Origin of the sequence: Paracoccus sp. JM45 (genome assembly GCF_003590715.1) — a bacterium.
In the GTDB taxonomy this organism is placed as follows: Bacteria; Pseudomonadota; Alphaproteobacteria; order Rhodobacterales; family Rhodobacteraceae; genus Paracoccus.
The window spans coordinates 145,555-166,735 of sequence record NZ_QQVY01000004.1 but is presented as its reverse complement, the minus strand read 5'-3'; the positions used below and the strand labels follow the sequence as shown (position 1 = coordinate 166,735).

The 21,181-nt window shown below is 60.1% G+C and carries 20 protein-coding genes; 5 read left to right on the top strand and 15 right to left on the bottom strand.

The features are described from left to right. Positions 1 to 123: 123 nt before the first annotated feature. Complete coding sequence (locus tag DWB67_RS08285; protein ID WP_119807066.1) at positions 124 to 993, top strand: SIMPL domain-containing protein; 870 nt, start codon at positions 124 to 126, stop codon at positions 991 to 993. Positions 994 to 1,026: 33 nt separating this feature from the next. Here the strand turns inward: DWB67_RS08285 and DWB67_RS08280 are convergent, their stop codons facing one another. Further along, positions 1,027 to 2,307, bottom strand: coding sequence for an O-acetylhomoserine aminocarboxypropyltransferase/cysteine synthase family protein (locus DWB67_RS08280; protein ID WP_119807065.1), 1,281 nt, complete (start codon positions 2,305 to 2,307; stop codon positions 1,027 to 1,029). 68 nt (positions 2,308 to 2,375) lie between these two features. Then, complete coding sequence (locus DWB67_RS08275; protein WP_119807064.1) at positions 2,376 to 3,215, bottom strand: MoxR family ATPase; 840 nt, start codon at positions 3,213 to 3,215, stop codon at positions 2,376 to 2,378. A gap of 175 nt (positions 3,216 to 3,390) precedes the next feature. On the opposite strand from DWB67_RS08275, the gene dksA reads away from it, so the two are divergent. Both dksA and DWB67_RS08265 read left to right on the top strand, forming a co-directional pair. Then, positions 3,391 to 3,813 carry an RNA polymerase-binding protein DksA gene (gene dksA / locus DWB67_RS08270; protein ID WP_119807063.1) on the top strand — a complete coding sequence of 141 codons (423 nt, stop codon included), beginning with the start codon at positions 3,391 to 3,393 and terminating at the stop codon, positions 3,811 to 3,813. An 82-nt stretch (positions 3,814 to 3,895) separates the two neighbouring features. Next, positions 3,896 to 5,038: an FAD-dependent monooxygenase gene (locus tag DWB67_RS08265; RefSeq protein ID WP_119807216.1), complete on the top strand. Its 1,143-nt coding sequence runs from the start codon at positions 3,896 to 3,898 to the stop codon at positions 5,036 to 5,038. A gap of 19 nt (positions 5,039 to 5,057) precedes the next feature. Here DWB67_RS08265 and glmM read toward each other — a convergent pair whose 3' ends face one another. The 7 genes from glmM to DWB67_RS08230 form a co-directional block, all read right to left on the bottom strand. Continuing rightward, complete coding sequence (glmM, locus tag DWB67_RS08260) at positions 5,058 to 6,401, bottom strand: phosphoglucosamine mutase (RefSeq protein ID WP_119807062.1); 1,344 nt, start codon at positions 6,399 to 6,401, stop codon at positions 5,058 to 5,060. Continuing rightward, entirely contained in the window at positions 6,398 to 7,390 is a 993-nt protein-coding gene (gene folP / locus DWB67_RS08255; RefSeq protein WP_119807061.1) for a dihydropteroate synthase, read from the bottom strand. The genes glmM and folP overlap by 4 nt, the downstream gene beginning before the upstream one ends. A gap of 17 nt (positions 7,391 to 7,407) precedes the next feature. Next, positions 7,408 to 8,199 (bottom strand): dihydroneopterin aldolase, encoded by a 792-nt coding sequence (locus DWB67_RS08250; RefSeq protein ID WP_255418598.1) that lies wholly within the window; start codon positions 8,197 to 8,199, stop codon positions 7,408 to 7,410. A gap of 56 nt (positions 8,200 to 8,255) precedes the next feature. Next, positions 8,256 to 8,906, bottom strand: a complete 651-nt coding sequence (locus tag DWB67_RS08245; protein WP_255418597.1) for a cell wall hydrolase — start codon at positions 8,904 to 8,906, stop codon at positions 8,256 to 8,258. 271 nt (positions 8,907 to 9,177) lie between these two features. Further along, positions 9,178 to 11,718, bottom strand: a complete 2,541-nt coding sequence (locus DWB67_RS08240) for a putative PEP-binding protein (protein ID WP_182911530.1) — start codon at positions 11,716 to 11,718, stop codon at positions 9,178 to 9,180. Between the two features lie 76 nt (positions 11,719 to 11,794). Next, on the bottom strand, positions 11,795 to 12,412 hold the full coding sequence (locus DWB67_RS08235) for a peptidylprolyl isomerase (RefSeq protein WP_119807058.1): 618 nt from the start codon (positions 12,410 to 12,412) through the stop codon (positions 11,795 to 11,797). Continuing rightward, a complete protein-coding gene (locus DWB67_RS08230; protein WP_119807057.1) occupies positions 12,405 to 12,911 on the bottom strand; it encodes a peptidylprolyl isomerase in 507 nt (168 codons plus the stop codon). Before DWB67_RS08230 ends, DWB67_RS08235 begins: the two co-directional genes overlap by 8 nt. Positions 12,912 to 13,106: 195 nt before the next feature. On the opposite strand from DWB67_RS08230, the gene pgk reads away from it, so the two are divergent. Then, positions 13,107 to 14,309 carry a phosphoglycerate kinase gene (gene pgk, locus DWB67_RS08225; RefSeq protein WP_119807056.1) on the top strand — a complete coding sequence of 401 codons (1,203 nt, stop codon included), beginning with the start codon at positions 13,107 to 13,109 and terminating at the stop codon, positions 14,307 to 14,309. A gap of 60 nt (positions 14,310 to 14,369) precedes the next feature. On the opposite strand, the gene DWB67_RS08220 is transcribed toward pgk, so the two are convergent. From DWB67_RS08220 to scpA, 6 genes are all read right to left on the bottom strand, one after another. Further along, positions 14,370 to 14,849 carry a hypothetical protein gene (locus DWB67_RS08220; protein WP_119807055.1) on the bottom strand — a complete coding sequence of 160 codons (480 nt, stop codon included), beginning with the start codon at positions 14,847 to 14,849 and terminating at the stop codon, positions 14,370 to 14,372. Positions 14,850 to 15,100: 251 nt separating this feature from the next. Further along, positions 15,101 to 16,390, bottom strand: a complete 1,290-nt coding sequence (locus DWB67_RS08215) for a homoserine dehydrogenase (RefSeq protein ID WP_119807054.1) — start codon at positions 16,388 to 16,390, stop codon at positions 15,101 to 15,103. An 86-nt stretch (positions 16,391 to 16,476) separates the two neighbouring features. Beyond that, on the bottom strand, positions 16,477 to 16,914 hold the full coding sequence (locus DWB67_RS08210; protein ID WP_119807053.1) for an isoprenylcysteine carboxylmethyltransferase family protein: 438 nt from the start codon (positions 16,912 to 16,914) through the stop codon (positions 16,477 to 16,479). Positions 16,915 to 16,917: 3 nt separating this feature from the next. After that, positions 16,918 to 17,436, bottom strand: a complete 519-nt coding sequence (locus DWB67_RS08205) for a hypothetical protein (protein WP_119807052.1) — start codon at positions 17,434 to 17,436, stop codon at positions 16,918 to 16,920. A gap of 3 nt (positions 17,437 to 17,439) precedes the next feature. Next, a complete protein-coding gene (locus DWB67_RS08200) occupies positions 17,440 to 18,264 on the bottom strand; it encodes a glycosyl transferase (RefSeq protein WP_119807051.1) in 825 nt (274 codons plus the stop codon). 93 nt (positions 18,265 to 18,357) lie between these two features. Beyond that, positions 18,358 to 20,490, bottom strand: coding sequence for a methylmalonyl-CoA mutase (gene scpA / locus DWB67_RS08195; RefSeq protein WP_119807050.1), 2,133 nt, complete (start codon positions 20,488 to 20,490; stop codon positions 18,358 to 18,360). Positions 20,491 to 20,547: 57 nt separating this feature from the next. Here scpA and DWB67_RS08190 point away from each other — a divergent pair, with 57 nt between their 5' ends. Next, the gene (locus tag DWB67_RS08190) at positions 20,548 to 21,102 is read left to right on the top strand and encodes a DUF4174 domain-containing protein (RefSeq protein ID WP_119807049.1); all 555 of its coding nucleotides are present in this window, start codon (positions 20,548 to 20,550) and stop codon (positions 21,100 to 21,102) included. Positions 21,103 to 21,181 lie beyond the last annotated feature (79 nt).

The window sequence follows — 21,181 nt, the reverse complement described above, 5'->3', positions numbered from 1 at the left end:
TTGTGCGACGTTAAAAGAAGAACTGGCAGATCTGTGATCTGTTTCGATCCTGCCGGGGCTATGAAACCCGGATCGGCGCGCGCATGAATGGGACAGTGAAGACGCGATCAAAGAGGATTATTGATGTCCCCGACCTTTCACCTTGTAAATCCACGCCGTATGGCACTGACCGTGGCTGCGTTGGCGATGGTTTCTGCCCCTGCAATGGCCGCTGATAACAACTCGGCATGCGGACACATGGCAGAAATGTCACACCTGTCTGTTTCGGGGGATGGTCTTGCCCGCATTGCACCCGACATGGCAACCATCCAGTTGGGTGTGACCGGTCAGGCCGACAGCGCCAATGCGGCAATGGACCAGAATTCCACGCAGCAGGCTGCTGTCATCAAGGCCCTGACAGATACCGGTATCGAGCAGGCGCAGATCCAGACATCCGGTCTGAACCTGAGCCCGTTGATGAAATATGACGAAGACCGCGCGCCAAGCGTCACAGGCTATCAGGCCAGCAACATTGTCACGGTTCGTGTCGCCGATCTTACCCGTCTGGGCGAGGTTCTGGACGCCATCGTCAATGCCGGCGCCAACGAGATCAGCGGCATTACCTTTGCCCGTGAAGACGGTGCCGACGCGCAGGACGACGCCCGCCGTCAGGCCGTGACCGATGCCCGCAGAAAGGCGCAGGTTCTGGCCGAGGCTGCCGGATTGACCCTTGGCCCTGTTCTGACCATCCGCGACAGCCAGTCTGGTGGCAGCACCCCGCGTCCCATGATGCGGATGGAGGCGGCCATGGCGGATTCCGTTCCGGTTCAGGCAGGGCAGATGGAAATGTCGGCACAGGTCGATATTGAATACGCGCTGGTGGGCGACGGGTCGTGCAGTCCCGTCAAAGGCGGCGACGTTCCCTTGCCGGGTGACGGCGCACCCGCGCCTGACGAACCGATCGCCCCCGGCATCGTGGAACCCCTGCCGGACATGGAAGAACCGGCCAACTGAATGGATCGGGGGCCGTCGCGGCCCCCGGTTCTATCAAGCCGTTGCTTTGGCCAGTGCCTGATCCAGATCGGCGATCAGATCATCAGCGTCCTCGATACCCACGGACAGACGGACAATTTCAGGTCCGGCACCGGCGGCGCGTTGCTGGTCTTCGGTCAGCTGGCGGTGGGTGGTCGATGCCGAATGGATCACCAAGGATCGCGCGTCGCCAAGGTTCGCCACATGGCTGAACAGATCCAGTCCGCCGACCAGTTTAACCGCAGATTCGTATCCGCCCTTGATGGCAAAGGTGAAAAGACCGCCAACACCTTTGGGATACAGCCGGTCCGCCGTCGCTTTCCAAGGCGAACTGTCCAGCCCCGCATAGGTGACTGTTTCGACCCGCGGATCTTTTTCCAGCCATTTCGCAACCTTCAGCGCGTTTTCACAATGGCGCTGCATGCGAAGGCCAAGCGTCTCGATCCCCATCAGGGTGTAATGTGCGCCCTGCGGGTTCATCGTCATCCCAAGATCGCGCAGACCGATGGCGATGCCGTGGAAGGTAAAAGCCAGATTGCCGAAGGTCTCGTGGAATTTCAGCCCGTGATAGGCGGGTTCGCGGGCTGACAGGCTGGGGAATTTGTCGCTGGCCGACCAGTCGAACTTGCCGCTGTCAACCACCACGCCGCCGGTGACGGTGCCATTTCCGGTCATGTATTTGGTCAGGCTGTGGACCACCAAGGTCGCACCCATTTCAATGGGGCGGCACAGATAGGGGGTGGCCAGCGTGTTATCGACGATCAGCGGCAGGCCCGCGTCATCGGCAATCGCGGCCACGGCGGGGATATCGGTGACATAGCCGCCCGGATTGCTGATCGATTCGCAAAAGATCGCGCGGGTGTTGTCATCGATGGCATCGCGCAACGCTTGCGGGTCGTCGAAATCGACAAATGTCGCGGACCAGCCGAAACGGCGGATCGTGTGGCTGAACTGGGTGACCGAGCCGCCATACAAACGGGTCGAGGCGACGATATTGCGCCCCGGCTCCATCAGCGGGAACAGCGCCAGAATTTGTGCGGCATGACCTGACGAACAGCAGACAGCGCCAGCGCCACCCTCAAGTGCTGCCACGCGCGACTGCAATGCGGCGACGGTGGGGTTGGTCAGGCGGGAATAGATATAGCCGACCTCTTGCAGGTTGAACAACGCCGCCGCGTGATCTGCGTCGCGAAAGGCATAGGCCGTCGTCTGGTAAATCGGCACCTGCAAAGCGCCCGTTGCCGGATCGGCGGATGCGCCTGCGTGAATGGCGGTGGTGTCAAAGCCTTGGGTCATGGAAACCTCCCGTTTTCGGTTGCGGCGCCAGCCTAGGCGGGGCAGGGGCTGCGCCGCAATCCGAAACGTCAGCGTTGTCGGCGCGCCATAAAGGCCAGCTTTTCGAACAGCGTGATGTCCTGTTCGTTTTTCACCAGTGCCCCGTGCAGGCGTGGCAACATGGACCCCGGGTCGCGCTTCAGATCCTCGGGCTGAAGATCTTCGGCCAGTATCAGTTTCAGCCAATCCAGAAATTCGCTGGTCGAGGGTTTTTTCTTCATGCCCGGCACATCGCGCAATTCGACGAATTGCGACAAAGCCTCATCCAGCAGGCGGGGTTTCAGATTTGGATAATGGACATTCACGATCGCCTTCAGCGTTTCGGCATCGGGAAAGCGGATATAATGGAAAAAGCAGCGGCGCAGAAATGCATCCGGCAGTTCTTTTTCATTGTTCGAGGTAATGATTACCACCGGCCTTTGCGCCGCCTTAACCGTCTGTCCGGTTTCATAGACGTGGAACTCCATCCGGTCCAGTTCCTGCAGCAGATCGTTCGGGAATTCGATGTCGGCCTTATCCACCTCGTCGATCAACAAGACGACGCGGGACGGGGCTTCGAAGGCCTGCCACAGTTTGCCCTTGCGGATGTAATTGCCGACATCGTTGACGCGGGCATCGCCCAACTGGCTGTCACGCAACCGGCTGACGGCGTCATATTCATACAGACCCTGCTGGGCTTTGGTTGTCGATTTTACATGCCATTCGATGATCGGCATGCCAAGGCTGGCCGCGACCTGACGGGCCAGTTCGGTTTTGCCGGTTCCGGGTTCACCTTTCACCAGCAAGGGGCGTTCCAGCGTCACGGCGGAATTGACGGCAACGGCCAGATCAGGCGGCGCGACATAGCGGTCGGTCCCGGTGAATTGCATAAAAACTCTCCTTCAGGGTGAACGGCTTGGCAAAAAACGCCGGATAGGGTGTGGCATGATTTAGGTAAGACACGATTACCTTGATCAAACATAGTGACAAGCAGGCAGTCATACTTTAATGGGGCGCGCAAGGTGCCGGAAATTTTTGCTCCGCCCGGCGCCGCCGGAGGACGTAATGAAAGCCCAGACCTTCCTTCCCAAGGATTATCGTCCCGCCGAGGATGAACCCTTTATGAACGAGCTTCAGCTCGAATATTTCCGTCAAAAACTTGAAGCCTGGAAACAGGAATTGCTGGACCAATCGGCGGAAACGCTTGAAGGTTTGCTGGAAAGTGCACGCAGCGTGCCCGATCTGGCCGACCGCGCAAGCGAGGAAACCGATCGTTCGCTGGAATTGCGCACGCGTGATCGTCAGCGCAAACTGGTCAGCAAGATCGATGCGGCCCTTCGCCGGATCGATACTGGTGATTTCGGGTATTGCGCCATGACCGGCGAGCAGATCAGCCTGAAACGTCTGGATGCCCGCCCCATCGCGACGCTGTCTCTGGAAGCCCAGGAACGGCACGAGCGTAAAGAGCGTGTCCACCGCGACGATTGACGTCGTGGTTTAAAGACAAATTGCCCCGCCGGTGCAGGTCATCAGCGGGGTCTTTTCATTTCGTTATTTCGGGTGTTTCGCCATGGCAGCTGCATTACAGGGCCGTCCCGTGTCCATCATTGGCGGTGGTATCGGCGGACTGACAGCGGCCCTTGCCTTGGCGCAGCGCGGGGCAAGCGTCACCCTGTATGAACAGGCCGCCGAACTGGCCGAGGTGGGCGCAGGCATCCAGCTGTCGGCGAATGTGGTGCGGGTTCTGGATGCGCTTGGACTGGGTCCGGCCATCGCGCCCCATGCCTTGCGTAATACTGCTGTGCATCTGCATGACGCGGCGGGCAGGGCTGTGATGCAGATGGATCTGCTGGCCCACCGCCCGCAGGCCCGCTTTCTGATTATCCACCGTGCGCGACTGATTGCTGTTCTGGCTGCCGCTGCCGCTGCGGCTGGCGTCGATATCCAGCTGGGCACACGGATCGACGCGCCGCCGCAAGGCGGGTTGGTGATCGGGGCTGACGGGCTGAAAAGCCCGATCCGGCAGGTGCTGAACGGTCAGCAGGTTCCTTTCTTCACCGGACAAACGGCGTGGCGGGCGATTATTCCCGATGCCCCTGCACAATCCGCCACAGCACAGGTTTTTATGGGCGCGGGCCAGCATCTGGTCAGCTATCCCTTGGCGCATGGCCAGCGCAATATCGTGGCGGTGGTCGAACGGCATGACTGGCAGGACGAAGGATGGTCGCTGCTTGATGACCCCGACAACCTGCGGCGCGCCTTTTCATCCTTCGGCGGTCCAGTTCCCGAATGGCTGGCCGCAGTGACCGCCACTAATATCTGGGGGCTGTTCAGGCATCCGGTCGCGGAACAATGGCACAATGACCATATCGCCATTCTGGGCGACGCTGCCCACCCGACCTTGCCGTTTCTGGCCCAAGGTGCCGGCATGGCGATCGAGGATGCATGGATCCTGACCGCCTGTCTTGATGCCGAAACCGACCAGCCGACCGCCCTTGCGCGGTATCAGGCGTTGCGCCAGCCAAGGGTCACGCGGATCGTCGAGGCTGCGAATGCCAACGCGCGGAATTACCACCTAAGAGGGCCGAAGCGTCATGCGGCCCATGCGATCCTGCGTATGGCAAACCGCTTTGCGCCAAAGGTCATGCCGTCGAAATTCGACTGGCTATATGACTATGACCCGTTGCAGGCCGTGAAAACCCGAGGGCGTTGAACCGCCCCCGGGTTCCAGGTCATGCGGCGCGTTCAACGGCTGCAACGATGCCGTCCACAACCTCGGTCAGGACAGCTTCATCCTGTGCTTCTGCCATGACACGGATCAGAGGCTCGGTGCCCGATTTGCGGATCAGAACGCGACCAGATCCGGCAAGACGCGTTTCGGCATCCGCAATGACGCGTTTGACGGCGTCCTGCCCCAATGGGTCCGCGCCATTGGCATAGCGCACGTTCTTTAACAGCTGTGGCACGGGCTGGAATTGCGACACCAGTTCGCTGGAGGTCTGGCCGGTTTCGGCCATCGCCGCCAGAACCTGCATCGCTGCGACCAGACCGTCGCCCGTGGTGGCGTAATCGGTCATCACGATATGGCCCGATTGTTCGCCTCCAAGATTAAAGCCACCCTCGCGCATACGTTCCACGACATAGCGGTCACCGACCTGCGTGCGTTCCAGTCGCAGGTTGCGCGCCTGCAGGAAATGTTCCAGCCCAAGGTTCGACATGACGGTCGCAACCAATGCGCCACCCGCCAGACGCCCCTGTTCGGCCCAACGCGCCGCCAGCAGTGCCATGATCTGGTCGCCATCGGCCACTTTACCGTTCTGGTCGACAATCACCACACGGTCCGCATCACCGTCCAGACTGATACCCAGATGGGCGCCATGTTCCAGAACGGCTTTGGCGCACGCCTCGGGGTGGGTGCTGCCCACGCCGTCATTGATGTTGAAACCGTCGGGCTTGACCCCCAGCGGGATCACATCTGCACCCAGTTCCCACAGCACACCAGGTGCCGCGCGATAGGCTGCACCATTGGCGCAATCCAGCACAACCTTCAGCCCGTCCAGCCGCAGGCCCGAAGGCAAAGTGGTCTTGGCATATTCCATATAACGCCCGCGCCCGTCGTCGATACGCTTTGCGCGCCCGATATTACGGGGCTGGGCGGGTTCGATCTCACCCGCGACGATGGCCTCGATTTCCGCTTCGGCTTCGTCGGACAGCTTGAAGCCGTCGGGGCCGAAGAACTTGATACCGTTGTCTTCGGCGGGGTTGTGGCTGGCCGAGATCATGATTCCCAGATCCGCGCGCATTGACCGCGTCAGAAACCCCACCGCAGGTGTCGGCACGGGCCCCAGCAGCAGCACGTTCATGCCTGTACTGGTCAAACCCGCGGTCAAAGCGTTTTCCAGCATATAGCCCGACAGGCGTGTGTCCTTGCCGATCACGACGCGGTGGCGGTTGCGCCCGTCGCGGCGGAAATAGCGACCTGCGGCGGCGCCAAGGCGCAGCGCCATTTCAGCAGTCATGGGATAGGTGTTGGCGCGTCCGCGCACACCGTCGGTTCCGAAAAACTTCCTGCTCATATCCCTGTCTTTCCGTTCTCGTTGAGGGCGGCGATCATGCGCAGCCCTTGTGCGTGTTCCGCGACATCATGGACGCGGTGGATCTGGATGCCCTGCGCCACGGCGGCAAGTGTCAGCGCCAAAGTGCCTGCGACGCGGTCTTCGGGGGCGGGGGCTTTGCCGATCTCTCCGATAAAGCGTTTGCGCGAAACGCCCAGAAGGATCGGACATCCCAGCCCGTGATACAACGAAATGCGTCGCAGAATTGCCAAATTATGCGCCTGTGTCTTGCCGAATCCGATCCCCGGATCGATCACAATCCGGTCTGCGCGAATTCCAGCCGCTTTGGCCCGTGCGATCCTGTCATGCAGCGCATCATAAACGTCCAGAACGACATCGTCATAGCGCGGGTCGTCCTGCATATCATGGGGCAGACCCTGTGCATGCATCAGACATACCGGCAGGCCGCTTTTGGCGACAAGCGCGGGCATGTCGGGGTCGAAATCAAAGCCCGACACATCATTGACCATACCCGCACCCGCATTCACCGTGACGCTTGCCACGGCGGCCTTGCGGGTATCGACCGATATCGGGGCCTGACCGGCCATCGCGGTGATGGCTGGCAGGATGCGGGCGGTTTCTTCGGCGATCGACACCTCGGATGCGCCGGGGCGGGTGGATTCGCCGCCGATGTCCAGAATGTCGGCACCACTTTGGATCAGCATCTGTGCCTGCGTCGCGGCATCATAGGTGCCGCCATCCGAAAAGCTGTCCGGCGTGGCATTCACGATGCCCATCAGGCGTGGCTGATCCAGCGACAGACCCATCAGATCGGCGCGCGGGGCTGTCAGCGCATGCAGCACATCGTCAGGTGCATTATCAACGATTTCTGGCGCGTGCCCCCGCTGCAATCTTTCGAACTGTGTGAACCCTGTCCAGCCGCCGGCCAAACGCCAACGTCCGCCGGTGGCCTGCGGGATCGGGTGATAATATATCCGGTCAGCTGCCATAGACTGCCCCATGCTTCCTATTGCGGGGAAATGCGGCCGATTGCGGCGGCCAAGTCTTCTGGGGGAACAGGCAGCGGGGCATCGGGGCCCAGCACAAAATCGATCCGCGTGGCCTGCAAGCGGGACCCCAGCCAGAAGCCAAGGGTGTCAGGGGTTTGACCCGCCTTTGCATCATCTGCGGCCAGACGTGTCGGGGCCCAGACCACAGGTTGTTGCATCTGGATGGCAGCGTCCAGTTCGGTGCGCGTTTCCGCAACCTCAAGATCCAATGCGGCGGAAAGCGCCCAGGCCGCCTGATCCATCGCCAAAAGCGCGATGCGGCGATGATGTCCGCCTTGCGGCAGCGGCAGGTCGGGGGCCTGAGGAATAATGACCGTTGCGCCCGCAGGACGTGGGGCACCATCGGCATAAACCATGATCACGGCATCGGCCTGCACACCTGTCGCTTGGGTCCGCGCGGCATGGCGGGCGATCGATACCCCAAGCGCCCCCGGCCCGCGATCCAGCTTTTCGACGCTGACGGCAACCTGTTCGGCGCGGGGATGGGCCAAAACCTCGGCCGCGATTTTTTCGGCCAGTGTTTCCACCAGATTATACCGCTGATCCGCCAATGCAGTCGTGACAGCCTGTGTCAGCACATCATAGGACAGGATGTGATCGACGTGGTCATCCGCACCCGCCACACTGTGGCGCAGATCCACGGTCACATTAAAGCGCAGACGTTGATCCAATCCTCTTTCGGACTGGAATGCGCCTATTTCGGCGGACAGCACGTAATCGCGCAAGAAGATACGGTCAGGTTGTTCCATATGCGCCATTCACAGGAATTTGGCGGCGTGGACAAGCCCCACTGGTGCATGGGCGCTTAGTTCGACGCGACGCGCTGTCCGGTGCGATAGAAGATATGGCTGCCGATCTGTACGGTTTTCTGGAACCGGCGGGCCCATGCGGGACGGACCGAGGGGGTGTGGAAATAAGTGGCACCACCGGTCAATTGGCGCGGCGCACCACTTAGCGCATTTTCAGCGATGTCCTTGGCACGCAGATAGGCGGCCTTGTTGCGGATCGGTTTGCGACCCCCAATCGTATAGCTGAACTGGCTTGGCTGGCGAATCACGCCACAGACCGTCGTCGGGAAAGAACGGCTGTCGACACGGTTCAGAATCACCTCGGCGACGGCGCGCTGGCCTTGGGCGCCTTCGCCACGGGCCTCGTGGTAAAGCGCTTCGGCAAGGCAGTTCAAATCTTCGTTTGAATACCGCGTGTTAGCACTGGCCAGATGAAGTTGTTCAATTGGTGCGTCAGGTGCAATTTGCACCTTCACAGGTTCGGCATCCGTGTATAGAAGCGGCGTAGGACGGGGCATATTTGCCGCGGCCTGCAGAGACCCGAAAAAGCCGGCCTCGGACGAAAACAGCGATCCGCTTCCACCCGCGAAGGCGCCGGTCGTGATAAGGGGTATGGCAGTGGCAGCACAAATACAGACGTGCGCCAGCCGTGTAAGCAGCATGGGCATGTGAAGTCCTATACAAGGAACCCGTTGAGAGGGCGTTAATGCGCGGACTTTCAGGGCAGACTGAAAGGGACGCGCTGTCTGACGACGTGCTTAGGTTTTTCCCGACCCGGTTTTCTATCCCACAAGGTCGTGAAAGCTGGAACAGGGCCGGATTCGTGCAATATGGGCAGGTTTCCGCCACCCGCATTTTCGGGTTCCGGCAAGATTCAGCGTAATTGCAAATGTATGCTCATGACGCCACGATCTGGCGGCGCAACTTTACGTTGCAGAATCAAGCCGGTTCGTCGGTCTTTCGACTGCGAATTGCGGATTGCGCGGCGGCAAGTCGTGCGACGGGAACCCTGAATGGCGAACAGGACACGTAATCAACGCCTGCGTCGTGGCAGAAGGCGATGGATTCGGGATTGCCGCCATGTTCACCACAGACCGAAATGGTGATGTCGGGGGACTGGCGGCGGGCGCGTTGAACGCCCGTCAGGATCAATTCACCCACGCCTTCTTCGTCCAGCACATGGAAGGGGTCTTCATCATAGACGCCCTGATTGACATAAATCCCCATGAACCGTCCGGCATCATCGCGTGACAACCCATAGGTCATCTGGGTCAGGTCGTTGGTCCCGAATGACAGAAAGGCCGAATGTGCGGCAATATCCCCCGCCCGCAGCGCGGCACGGGGTGTTTCGACCATGACGCCCAGACGATAGGTGAAATCGGTGCGACGTTCGTTGCGAACGGCGGCGGCAACGGCATCGATACGGGTTTTCACCAGCTCGACCTCGCGCATTGCGCTGACCAGCGGGATCATGATTTCCGGCACCACAGGATCGCCCTTGCGGCTTGCCTCGACCGTTGCCTCGAAAATGGCGCGGGCCTGCATGTCATAGATTTCGGGGACAGTAATCCCCAAGCGCACGCCCCGCATGCCCAGCATGGGATTGAACTCGGTCAAGGCCTCGACCCGCCGGATGACGTCCGACAGGGGCAGGTCCAACGATTCAGCCAATTCGCGCATGCCTTCGCGTTCATGCGGCAGGAATTCATGCAGGGGCGGATCGAACAGTCGGATGGTGACGGGCAGACCTGCCATAATCTCGAACAGGCTGGTAAAGTCGCGGCGCTGCATGGGCAGGACTCGTTCCAGCGACAGCTTGCGGTCTTCGGGACTGTCGGCAAAAATCATCTCGCGCATGGCGGGCAGGCGTTCGGCGTCAAAGAACATATGTTCGGTCCGGCAAAGACCGATGCCCTGTGCCTGAAAGCGGCGGGCCGTCTTTGCGTCTTCGGGCGTATCGGCATTCGCACGGACCTTCAGGCCACCGGCATCTGTTGCCCAATCCATCAGCTGGGTAAATGCATCATCCAGCGCGGGGGGCAAAAGGACCGCGCTGCCCGCCAGCACCTCGCCCGAGCTGCCGTCGATGGTGATCATGTCACCGGCCTTCAGAACGCGATTGCCCGCGCGCAGGGTCTTGTTGCGGGGATCGATGCTGATGCCGCCAGCGCCGACAATACAGGGCAGGCCAAGGCCACGGGCAATCACCGCGGCATGGCTGCTGGTGCCACCGCGTTCTGTCAGCACCCCGACCGAGGCATGCATGCCGCGAATATCCTCGGGCGCGGTTTCGCGCCGGACCAGAACGCAAGCCTCGCCCCGTGCATTGGCGGCCTGCGCCTCGCTTGCGGTGAAAACGATGTAACCCGTAGCGGCCCCGGGACTGGCGTCGATGCCACGGGTAATCAGGTCGCGCGGGGCACGCGGATCAACCTGATGGTGCAGCAGATCGGCCAGGGCGCGGGGTTCGACGCGCATCAAAGCCTCCTCATGCGGAATGATGCCATCGCGGGCCAGACTGACGGCAATGCGGACACTCGCCCGTGAACTGCGTCCGACGCGGACGGCATCAATGACGGATAATTCACCACCCGTCACCACGAATTCGATCTGCATCTCCTCGCGCAGGCGCTTGCGAGCGGCAGCGCCGAAATCACACAGGCGTTCAAACACATCAGGGGCGGTGTCTTCCAGCGCGGGGCCGCGTTCGTCACAGGTCAGATACAGCGTTTCGGCCCCTTCGCCGATGGCGGCGCCGTGATGCTGGCCGCGAAAGCGCCCTGTAACGCGAGGGGTGCCGGTAACGGGGTCGATGCACTGGATGCTGCCCGACCCGCAAAGACCCGGCCCAAGGGCTAGCGCCATTTCCTGTACGACCAGGCCCAAAGGTGCATCGGCAGGCGCACCTTTGGCCTGTCGCAGCAGACGGGCGGTTGGACCATCCCATGCCCGTGCCATGGACCGCAGCACCTGCGACAGCTGTTCGCTGGCATCCTGCGGGAAGGGGGTGTCCATTTCATCCTGATAGCAGCGCAAAGCTTGCGCCAAGGCATCCGGACCGTCCTGAGTGAACATATCGGGATCAAGACGGGCGATATGGATCGCATAGCTTTGGATAAAGGACAGATAGACGGCATCGGCATTCGCCGCGCCTATCTGACCGGTCAATCGCGCATGCAGGTCGTCGTTAATGCCGACATTCAGAACCGTGCCGGGGCCGCCCCATTCAGGCATGACTGCGGAAGGACGCACGCTGACCAGACCGCTGCCTGACAGGATGTTCTGCAGGACATCGGGTTGCAATCTGCGGCCTTGGGCAATCAAACGAACGGTATTGCAGCAAATGGCAAAGCTGCGCGGCACGGGAAGGTCCATACGGACCAGTCTTTGCAGGCATTTCGCCCGCCATCCATGTCGTCCACGATCAATCCGCCCCGATGGGGTGATCAACGTCGCTTCGCTTGGGTTTTGCATATCCATAGTTCGACAGCATGGCCCCGCCATGGCGGTGCTGCAAGTGCGAAAAAGGGGGCCGGAGCCCCCTTTTCAGATCATGTTACGCGTCGTCGCCTTCAGCTTCGGCAATCGTGACGGTCATCATGTAATCGGGTTCGGAAACCGAACCGTTTGCGGCGGAATCGCCCAGCTTGATAGCGTCCAGAACATCCCATCCTTCGACCAGTTGACCGACGATGGTATATTCGCCGTCAAGGAAGGGGGCCGGTGCCAGATCGATGAAGAACTGGCTGTTCGCGCTGTTGGGGTCCATCGAACGCGCCATGCCGACGGTGCCACGATCAAAGGTGGCATCGCTGAATTCGGCGGCCAGATCAGGCTTGTCCGAACCGCCCATTCCGGCTTCAGAGGTGTCTTCACCTTGCTTGCCGTTCTGCACGTCACCGGTCTGGACCATAAAGCCCTCGATCACGCGGTGAAAAACCACACCGTCATATGCGCCTTCTTTGGTCAGCTCGACCAAACGTGCGACATGTTCGGGGGCCAGATCTTCGCGCAGGTCCAGAACTATGGTGCCTTTGGACTCGCCAGCAGCATCAGCGACTTCGATGACCATGTTCGGGCCATCGGTGTCTTCGACCGTCGGATTGGCAGCTTGCGCCAGCGCCGAGGTTGCGCCAAGCGCGATGAAGGCGGGAATAAGGGCCAGATTACGCATCAGCGGCCACCTTGACCGAGATCATGCGGTCGGGGTTCACTGGCGGCTCGCCGCGCTGGATTTTGTCGACATGTTCCATACCCGACACCACGCGGCCATAGACCGTGTACTGACCGTTCAGGAAATGGTTGTCACCAAAGTTGATGAAAAACTGGCTGTTCGCGCTGTTCGGGCTGGCCGAACGTGCTGCACCGATGGTGCCACGGTCATGCGGCAGCTTGGAGAATTCGGCCTCAAGATCGGGCTTGTCCGAACCGCCAGTGCCTGCGCGGCCGGGGTTATAGTCTTTTTCCATGTTCGCGTTCTGGACATCGCCAGTTTGCGCCATAAAGCCGTCGATCACGCGGTGGAACGCGACGTTGTCATAGGCACCGGCGCGGGCCAGTTCCTTCATACGCTCGACATGCTTGGGGGCAACATCGTTCAGCAGTTCGATGACGACGGGGCCGTCCTTCAGCGTGATGATGATGGTATTCTCGGGATCTTTATAGTCAGCCATAAGGCCCTCCTGTGGCATGTTCATTGTCTGATTTAGGGATTGTCAGGCCCAAGGGCAACGCGCGAAACCGTGACGCGTGTTTTGAGTTGGTAAACAGGCAGGAAGATGCGCACCGGTGGTCATTGCCACAGTTGACGTCACCCGCGCCATCGGGGACAAGCCAAAGCAACGCCTCATAGCCCGAAAGGACGCGATATGGCCAAATTCAATACAATCGACGACATGGATATTGACGGAAAGATCGTGTTGACCCGCGTTGATATCAACGTGCCGGTCGAAAACGGTCAGGTGACCGACACGACGCGCATCGACAAGATCGTGCCGACCATCAAGGATATTCAGGCCAAGGGCGGTATTCCGGTTCTTCTGGCACATTTCGACCGCCCCAAAGGCAAGCGCGTCGAAGGCATGAGCCTGAAGCAGGTTGTTCCCGCGCTGGAAGCCGCCTTGGAACAGCCGGTGGTTTTCGCGGAAGACTGCATTGGCGGTCCGGCCAAGCGCGCGGTTGCAGCGCTTGAGGCAGGTCAGGTCGCGCTGTTGGAAAACACCCGCTTTCACGAAGGGGAAGAGGCCAATGATCCGGTCTTTGCCGCATCGCTGGCGGCCCTCGGCGGTGTCTATATCAACGATGCGTTTTCCGCATCACACCGCGCCCATGCCTCAACCGAAGGTCTGGCCAAGCTGCTGCATGCTGCTGCCGGTCGCCTGATGGAGGCTGAACTTCTGGCACTGGACGCCGCCCTTGGTGATCCGCAGCGTCCGGTGATGGCCGTTGTGGGGGGCGCGAAAGTGTCGTCCAAGCTGGATCTGCTGATGAACCTGATCGAGAAAGTCGATCATCTGGTCATTGGCGGCGGTATGGCGAACACCTTCCTTGTTGCCCAAGGCACTGAAGTTGGGAAATCTTTGGCCGAACGCGATATGGCTGAAACCGCCGTCGCTATTATGGAAAAGGCCAAGGCAACGGGCTGCAATATCCACTTGCCGGTCGATATTGTCGTGGCACGTGAATTCAAGGCCGGTGCCGCCAGCGAAACGCTGCCCGTGGGTGAATGCCCCGCAGATGCGATGATCCTTGACGCCGGTCCCGATACGGTAGAGGCCTTGCGTCAGGCAATGACCGCCTGCAAGACGTTGATCTGGAACGGACCGCTTGGCGCATTCGAGATCGAGCCTTTCGACGCGGCCACGAATGCTGCGGCCCAGGCTGCAGCCGAATTGACCCGTCAGGGACACCTTGTGTCCGTGGCTGGCGGTGGCGATACCGTCTCGGCGCTGAACAAGGCCGGCGCATCGGATGATTTTACCTTCATCTCGACCGCTGGCGGTGCCTTCCTTGAATGGATGGAAGGCAAGGAATTGCCTGGCGTTTCGGCGCTTGAAGCGGCCAAGCACTAACAACGAAACAACAATTATACACGGGGCCACCAATATGGTCCCGTGTCTATGTCGGCAATCCTACCAGCGCAGCAGAAGCCCAAGCAAACCACGAGAGTTGCTTGCACCGGTTTGCTGGCTTACTGGTGTCGCTGCCATCGCCGTCGGCTCAGCGACCTTTGCAGCCGGTTCAACGTCCGGCTGTGATGCCGCCGCGACAGGTTCGTCCACCGGTTGCGAAGCAGGCAAAACTCGATCCGGAACAGTCTGTACCGGCGTTGCCACTGTACGTTCCTCAGCGGGTTCACTTACGGCTGGTGCCGCGTTCTGGTTTGCCGGTGAAGTCGCCGCGCTGCGATAGGTTTCCGTCTTGCGCAACCACTCGGACGATTCCTCTGGATTGGCGATGGCTTTGCTCTGATCGGCTGATTGGACAGTATCGGCTTGGGCAAGGGTAACGGGGCGGTCAAAGATATCGCGTTGATCTGCAGTAATATCGGCTGCCGAGGTCGCGCGAACGCTGAATAATGCCAGATGCTGGCTATTGAGAGAGATGCTCATATAGATGCCTTTTGACGACAATGGTTAAAAACCTTCGTCTACTTCGCAGGCTGGCAGTGACGCCAATGAGGGTTTGTTAAGATTTTATAAACCAGTTTCGGGACTGGTGACAAAACAGGGCTGATTTGCAAATACAATCAGTGTTTTATGGATGATTTTATCCGTTTTCAGACCGATAAAATCTTACTTACTTCATCGCCATCTGCATATTCGTTATATTGAAACGGGGGCCAGAACGGCCCCCGTTGTGATCAGACTTCCTCGATGCGCAATTCGACCGGATCGCTGACCAGCACGCCGGTTCGTGGCAGGGTCTCGATGGCGAAGTCGATGGCTTCGGGTGTTGTTTTATGCGTGACGACAAGCACCGGCACGCTGGCAGGCGTGTGCTGGCCATACTGGCGCATCCGGTCGATCGAAATACCGGCATCACCCAGCACTGTCGCCACTTTGGCAAGCGCGCCGGGTTTATCCTGCAATTCCAGACGGATGTAATAGGCGGCGGGAACTGCCGTGCGCGCGGGCAGGGCAGCGGTCAGACCTTCGGCAGGCTGGCCGAAGACAGGCAAACGCACGCCGCGGGCAATTTCGACCACATCGGACAGGACAGCGCTTGCGGTCGGGCCTTCGCCTGCACCGGCACCGCGCAGAACGATCTGGCCGACGGCGTCGCCCTCGATCACGACCATATTCGTGCCACCAACCAATTGGCCCAAGGCGCTGTCCGCCGGCACAAGGCAGGGCGACATGCGCTGTTCCAGACCGCGGGCCGTCATCTGGGCGATACCCAGCAGTTTGATGCGATAGCCCATATCCGAGGCGCGACGGATATCGTCGATGCTGACGCGTTCGATGCCCTCGATCTCGACATCGGCAAAGCTGACCTGCGTGCCGAAGGCGATCGAGGACAGGATTGCCAGCTTGTGACCGGCATCGATACCGCCAACATCCAGCGTCGGATCAGCCTCGAGATAGCCCAGCTGGCGAGCTTCTTCAAAGACAGCCTCATACGGCAAGCCGGCGCTTTCCATGCGGGTCAGGATATAGTTGCAGGTGCCGTTCATCACGCCCATGACGCGGGTGATGCTGTTGCCCGCCATGGATTCCGTCATGGTCTTGATGACCGGAATACCGCCTGCGACAGCCGCCTCGAACCGGATGACGCGGCCAAGGCTTTCGGCCAGTCGGGCCAGTTCATGGCCGTGGATGGCCAGTAATGCCTTATTAGCGGTGACAACGTCCTTACCGGCGTGCAGCGCGGCCTCGATCGTGTCGCGTGCCACGCCTTCGTCGCCGCCGACCAGTTCGATGAAGACATCGACATCCTCGGCGGTGGCAACCGCCATCGGATCGGTTTCCCACCGATAGGTGGACAGGTCCGCGTCACGGTTTTTCATCCGGTCGCGTGCCGAAACAGCGGTAATGCAGACATCACGGCCAGACCGCTTGGACAGCAGGTCGGCATGCTTCTGAATGATCTTGACGACACCGATCCCGACGGTGCCAAGCCCGGCGATGCCAAGGCGGAGGGGGGACGACATATGTGCCTCGCGTCTTTGAGTTGGCAGGTGTTAGCCTGTGCGCCCCTGATCTGCAACGCGCGAAACCGCCCGCCGCCAAGTTCCTGTCAGATCCAGCGGCGGGTGCGTGTGGAAAATGCCGCGAATTGGGCCGGAAAGGCGGTTTCCAGACGGGTTTCTTCGGGGCGGATAAAGCGGGTAGTTATAATATAGACAAATCCCAAGACCAGAAATGGCGTTACCGGCCATGCCCCGAACCACAGACAGGCCCCCGTCAGGATCAGGGCATCCCCCAGATAGATCGGGTTGCGTGACCAGTGAAACGGCCCTGTGGTGACAAGGGCAGTCGGGTTGCCATGCGGATCGACTGTTGTGCGGTGACGCAGCATAAAGATTGCCGCCCAAGCCATCATTGCAAATCCGGCGATGCACAGGATTGTACCTGTCACCGGCCAGCTGGACAGCGGCAGGATACGCCCCGCCATCCACGCCAAGCCCAGACTGCCGGCCAGCCAGACGGGCGGATAATCTGCGGTCAGCCGCATGGTCTAAATCTCCACATCCGACATGCCGGCCCATTGGCCCTCGATTCCGGTCGCGCGCATGATCGATACGACGCGCCGTGCCGCCAGCAAGGTGTCTTCGCGCACGGCATCCACATCACTGGCGGCCATATCGTCGGGGTGACGTTCGCCGCGTGTGTTGATGAAGGTCGGATGCCACATGCCCTGTGTGGCGCCGGGTCGCCATGAGGCGTGGCACAGCAAATTCCGCAGCACCCGCAGCTTTTGCAGATCCTTGGACAGCTGCCCGATGTCCTGCGCCCCCTTGGCCGAGGCGACAAAGCTGTTGATCAGCGTGCCAAGGGTGTCATCGGCCACATCCTCCATCCGGTGCAGCCATGCCTGCAGGGCGTCATCATCGGCGTCTTTCCCCAGCCCCTTACGGGTCAGGGAAAAGATGGCGCGCTTCAAGGCCTCTTCTAGAAAGCCGAAGGCGGCGACGGCGTGCCCGATGGCCAAGGCCATATCGTCGGGCAGGCGGTCAGGGGCGCGGGGCAGACCCATCAGTCACTCGCGCCACAATTTCGCCACCCAAGAGGTCGGGCGGACATAATGGCGGATATGTTTGGTAAATTTCTCGCGCCGGTTGGGGGCAAAGGCGGCTTTGATATGTTCGGACGGGGTGCGAACGGGGTCAGCCTCATCCCAGCGACCGGCGATGGCGTCGGGCGGGTTCAGGTTGCCGGGGAACATCACAATGCGGGTATTCTTCGGAATGCAGGGTTCCTTGAAGTAGTTCATCGGGAAGTTCGGAATGCAATGGAACCGGAAATGCGCCAGCCAGCCTTTGGGCCAGAATTTGACCCCGCCCGGTGCATTGCGGGTCACAAACCGTTGTTCATATTTATACTGGTCTGCAATCCCCTGTGGATCGGCGCGGAAAATCTGCTGCAAGGGTGCCAGATTGCCCACGGTCATCCGGTAAACCGAAGTCTGACCCATCTTTTCCAACGGAGTATTCGGATTGCGGCCCAAAATCGTATCGTTCGGATCGCCGAATTCAAAGAACGGGTCCAGATTTCCAGTAACAATCACGTCCAGATCCAGAAACAGGACCACGCCCGTTACATCGCCCAGATCGCCCCACAGGCGCGACTTGGGCCATTTTCCACGCGTCCGTACCGGCGCGTCATAGGCAAATTCCGGCAAAGGACGCACCGCCACGTTAGGATGCAAACCCGTCCCGTCATCGGTAAAACAGAACAGCCGGAAAGGCGGTGTGATATTGCGCGCCACCATCGCATGCAGGCGGTTGACATATTCGGGGCCGAATTTCGCGCCCCATTTGATGCAGATGATCTGTTTGATCGCCCCGTTGCGTCCGTCGCTCATGTTACATCCTTGCCATTTGACCTTAGGGTTTCACACGACCGCGCCCAAGACAACGCCTAGGGCATTGCCTTGGGTTAAATATCACGCGAGCGTTCAGGGCCGTGTCGCGCGGATCAGCGACAGGATATCGGCGGCGGCTGACGGGATGTTGGTGCCCGGACCAAAGATCGCCTTAACCCCTGCATTTTTCAGGAATTCGTAATCCTGCTGGGGAATGACGCCCCCGCAGATGACCAGAATGTCGCCCGCACCCTGTGCTTTTAGTGCGGCAATCAGCTTGGGGGCCAGCGTTTTATGGCCCGCCGCTTGCGAGCTGATGCCGACGACATGCACGTCGTTGTCCACGGCATCCTGTGCTGCCTCTTCCGGTGTCTGGAACAGCGGGCCGACATCGACGTCGAAACCGATATCGGCAAAGGCGGTGGCGATTACTTTGGCACCACGGTCATGGCCGTCCTGACCCATTTTCACGACCAGCATACGGGGGCGGCGGCCTTCCTCGGTCGCGAAAGTTTCAACGTCGCGCTGGATCTGGGCAAAGCCCTCGTCGGCTTCATATGCAGCACCGTATACACCGGCCAGCGTCTTGACTTCGGCGCGGTGGCGGCCGAATTTTTCTTCCATCGCCATGCTGATTTCCCCTACGGTTGCGCGGGCGCGGGCAGCCTCGACTGCGGCCTGTAAAAGATTGCCGCCCTCATGTGTGCGGCGGGACAGTTCGGCAAGGGCGGCGTCACAGGCCGCCTGATCGCGGGTGGCGCGGATCTGTGCCAGTCGGGCGACCTGACCGTCACGGACCTTGACGTTGTCGATGTCCAGAATGTCGATCGGGTCCTCTTTGTCCTTGCGGTATTTGTTGACGCCAACGATCACCTCATCGCCGCGGTCGATCAGGGCCTGACGACGGGCGGCGGTTTCTTCGATCCGCAGCTTGGGCATGCCGCTGGCGACGGCTTTGGTCATGCCGCCCATCTCCTCGACCTCGGTGATCAGGGCCCATGCCTTATCGGCCAGTTCTGCGGTCAGGCTTTCAATGTAATAGGACCCTGCCAAGGGATCGACGACATTGGTGATGCCGGTTTCTTCCTGCAGGATTAGCTGGGTGTTGCGCGCGATGCGGGCGCTGAAATCGGTGGGCAGGGCGATGGCTTCGTCCAGCGCGTTGGTGTGCAGCGACTGCGTGCCACCAAGCGCTGCCGACATCGCCTCATATGCGGTGCGGACCACGTTGTTATAGGGATCCTGTTCCTGCAGGCTGACGCCGGATGTCTGGCAATGCGTCCGCAGCATCAGGCTGCCAGGCTTCTTGGCGCCGAATTCGGTCATGATACGGTGCCACAGCAAACGCGCGGCGCGCAGCTTGGCGATCTCCATAAAGAAATTCATGCCGATTGCGAAAAAGAATGACAAGCGGCCCGCAAAGGCATCCACATCCATGCCCGCCGCAATCGCCGCGCGCACATATTCGCGCCCGTCTGCCAGCGTATAGGCCAGTTCCTGCACCAAATTCGCGCCAGCTTCCTGCATGTGATAGCCGGAGATCGAGATGCTGTTGAAACGCGGCATCTCATCGCTGGTATATTGGATAATATCGCTGATGATCCGCATGCTGGGTTCGGGCGGATAGATATAGGTGTTCCGCACCATGAACTCTTTCAGGATATCGTTCTGAATGGTGCCCGACAGAACGGCGCGGTCATGGCCCTGCTCTTCACCCGTGACGATGAAGCTGGCCAGAATAGGGATCACGGCGCCGTTCATGGTCATGCTGACGCTGACCTTGTCCAGCGGGATGCCGTCGAACAGGATCTTCATATCCTCGACGCTGTCGATGGCGACGCCTGCCTTGCCGACATCACCCTCGACACGGGGATGGTCACTGTCATAGCCGCGATGGGTGGCCAGATCGAAGGCTACCGAGACGCCCTGCTGCCCCGCATCCAACGCACGGCGATAAAAGGCGTTTGATTCTTCGGCGGTGGAAAAGCCCGCATATTGCCGGATTGTCCAAGGACGGCCTGCATACATTGTCGCACGCGGACCACGGGTAAAGGGACCAATGCCGGGCAGGCCGTCCAGATGGTCAAGATCATTGATATCATCCTGTGTATACAATGGCTTGACAGGAATACCTTCAAGCGTATCCCAGACAAGGCTGTCCGGATCACGACCCTTGAGTTCCTTTTGCGCAAGGCTCCGCCAGTCCCGCAGCGTTGGTTTTGTCATGATCCATCCTTTCCCGCAGCACGTTCCACCCTATATTCAAAGGATGACGAGGTGCCGATGAAGTTGAAATTTCTGTGTTTTGTAATGGCCCTGTCAGCCATGGGTCCTGCGCGTGATGCACCGCCCCCTGATGCTGATGCCCCGGCGGTTGACCAACCCGATAAGGTTCGGCGCAATCCGGCACGGCTTCCGCCCATTGCGCAAAGCAGCATCGAGGCGGATGATCCGGTCGAACCCGCAGCGCCCGAGGCGCGGTTTCTGGCGGCCGCCGACGTCGCGCCCGATGACTTCCTGTGGTCGAAACGGCCCGTCGTGGTCTTTGCCGATACCGAAGGCGATCCCGCATTTGCCGAACAAATCGACGCATTGCAACGCGGGGCAGCTGCCTTGGACGCCCGCGACGCCGTTGTGGTCATCGACACCGATCCGGCGGCCAACAGCATCTGGCGCCAGCAGTTCCATCCGCGTGGCTTTTCCTTGCTGCTGATCGACAAGGACGGGCAGGTCAAGATCCGTAGACCCTCACCTTGGGATGTCCGTGAAATCGGACGCGCCATCGACCGCCTGCCTCTGCGGCGGCAAGAGATCGGGCGCGGCAGCAGATTAAGATAGCCCAAGCTGCGAAACTTGTGGAATTGCGGCGCGTTTCTTATATTGTAATGGGTAACGGGCAGGTCATCTGCCTGAAAAT

Bases quoted from the DNA above. Each gene is read 5' to 3' on its own strand.
- DWB67_RS08285 (WP_119807066.1), top strand. From the start codon at position 124: ATGTCCCCGACCTTTCACCTTGTAAATCCACGCCGTATGGCACTGACC.
- DWB67_RS08280 (WP_119807065.1), bottom strand. From the start codon at position 2,307: ATGACCCAAGGCTTTGACACCACCGCCATTCACGCAGGCGCATCCGCC.
- DWB67_RS08275 (WP_119807064.1), bottom strand. From the start codon at position 3,215: ATGCAATTCACCGGGACCGACCGCTATGTCGCGCCGCCTGATCTGGCC.
- dksA (WP_119807063.1), top strand. From the start codon at position 3,391: ATGAAAGCCCAGACCTTCCTTCCCAAGGATTATCGTCCCGCCGAGGAT.
- DWB67_RS08265 (WP_119807216.1), top strand. From the start codon at position 3,896: ATGGCAGCTGCATTACAGGGCCGTCCCGTGTCCATCATTGGCGGTGGT.
- glmM (WP_119807062.1), bottom strand. From the start codon at position 6,401: ATGAGCAGGAAGTTTTTCGGAACCGACGGTGTGCGCGGACGCGCCAAC.
- folP (WP_119807061.1), bottom strand. From the start codon at position 7,390: ATGGCAGCTGACCGGATATATTATCACCCGATCCCGCAGGCCACCGGC.
- DWB67_RS08250 (WP_255418598.1), bottom strand. From the start codon at position 8,199: ATGGAACAACCTGACCGTATCTTCTTGCGCGATTACGTGCTGTCCGCC.
- DWB67_RS08245 (WP_255418597.1), bottom strand. From the start codon at position 8,906: ATGCCCATGCTGCTTACACGGCTGGCGCACGTCTGTATTTGTGCTGCC.
- DWB67_RS08240 (WP_182911530.1), bottom strand. From the start codon at position 11,718: ATGGATATGCAAAACCCAAGCGAAGCGACGTTGATCACCCCATCGGGG.
- DWB67_RS08235 (WP_119807058.1), bottom strand. From the start codon at position 12,412: ATGCGTAATCTGGCCCTTATTCCCGCCTTCATCGCGCTTGGCGCAACC.
- DWB67_RS08230 (WP_119807057.1), bottom strand. From the start codon at position 12,911: ATGGCTGACTATAAAGATCCCGAGAATACCATCATCATCACGCTGAAG.
- pgk (WP_119807056.1), top strand. From the start codon at position 13,107: ATGGCCAAATTCAATACAATCGACGACATGGATATTGACGGAAAGATC.
- DWB67_RS08220 (WP_119807055.1), bottom strand. From the start codon at position 14,849: ATGAGCATCTCTCTCAATAGCCAGCATCTGGCATTATTCAGCGTTCGC.
- DWB67_RS08215 (WP_119807054.1), bottom strand. From the start codon at position 16,390: ATGTCGTCCCCCCTCCGCCTTGGCATCGCCGGGCTTGGCACCGTCGGG.
- DWB67_RS08210 (WP_119807053.1), bottom strand. From the start codon at position 16,914: ATGCGGCTGACCGCAGATTATCCGCCCGTCTGGCTGGCCGGCAGTCTG.
- DWB67_RS08205 (WP_119807052.1), bottom strand. From the start codon at position 17,436: ATGGGTCTGCCCCGCGCCCCTGACCGCCTGCCCGACGATATGGCCTTG.
- DWB67_RS08200 (WP_119807051.1), bottom strand. From the start codon at position 18,264: ATGAGCGACGGACGCAACGGGGCGATCAAACAGATCATCTGCATCAAA.
- scpA (WP_119807050.1), bottom strand. From the start codon at position 20,490: ATGACAAAACCAACGCTGCGGGACTGGCGGAGCCTTGCGCAAAAGGAA.
- DWB67_RS08190 (WP_119807049.1), top strand. From the start codon at position 20,548: ATGAAGTTGAAATTTCTGTGTTTTGTAATGGCCCTGTCAGCCATGGGT.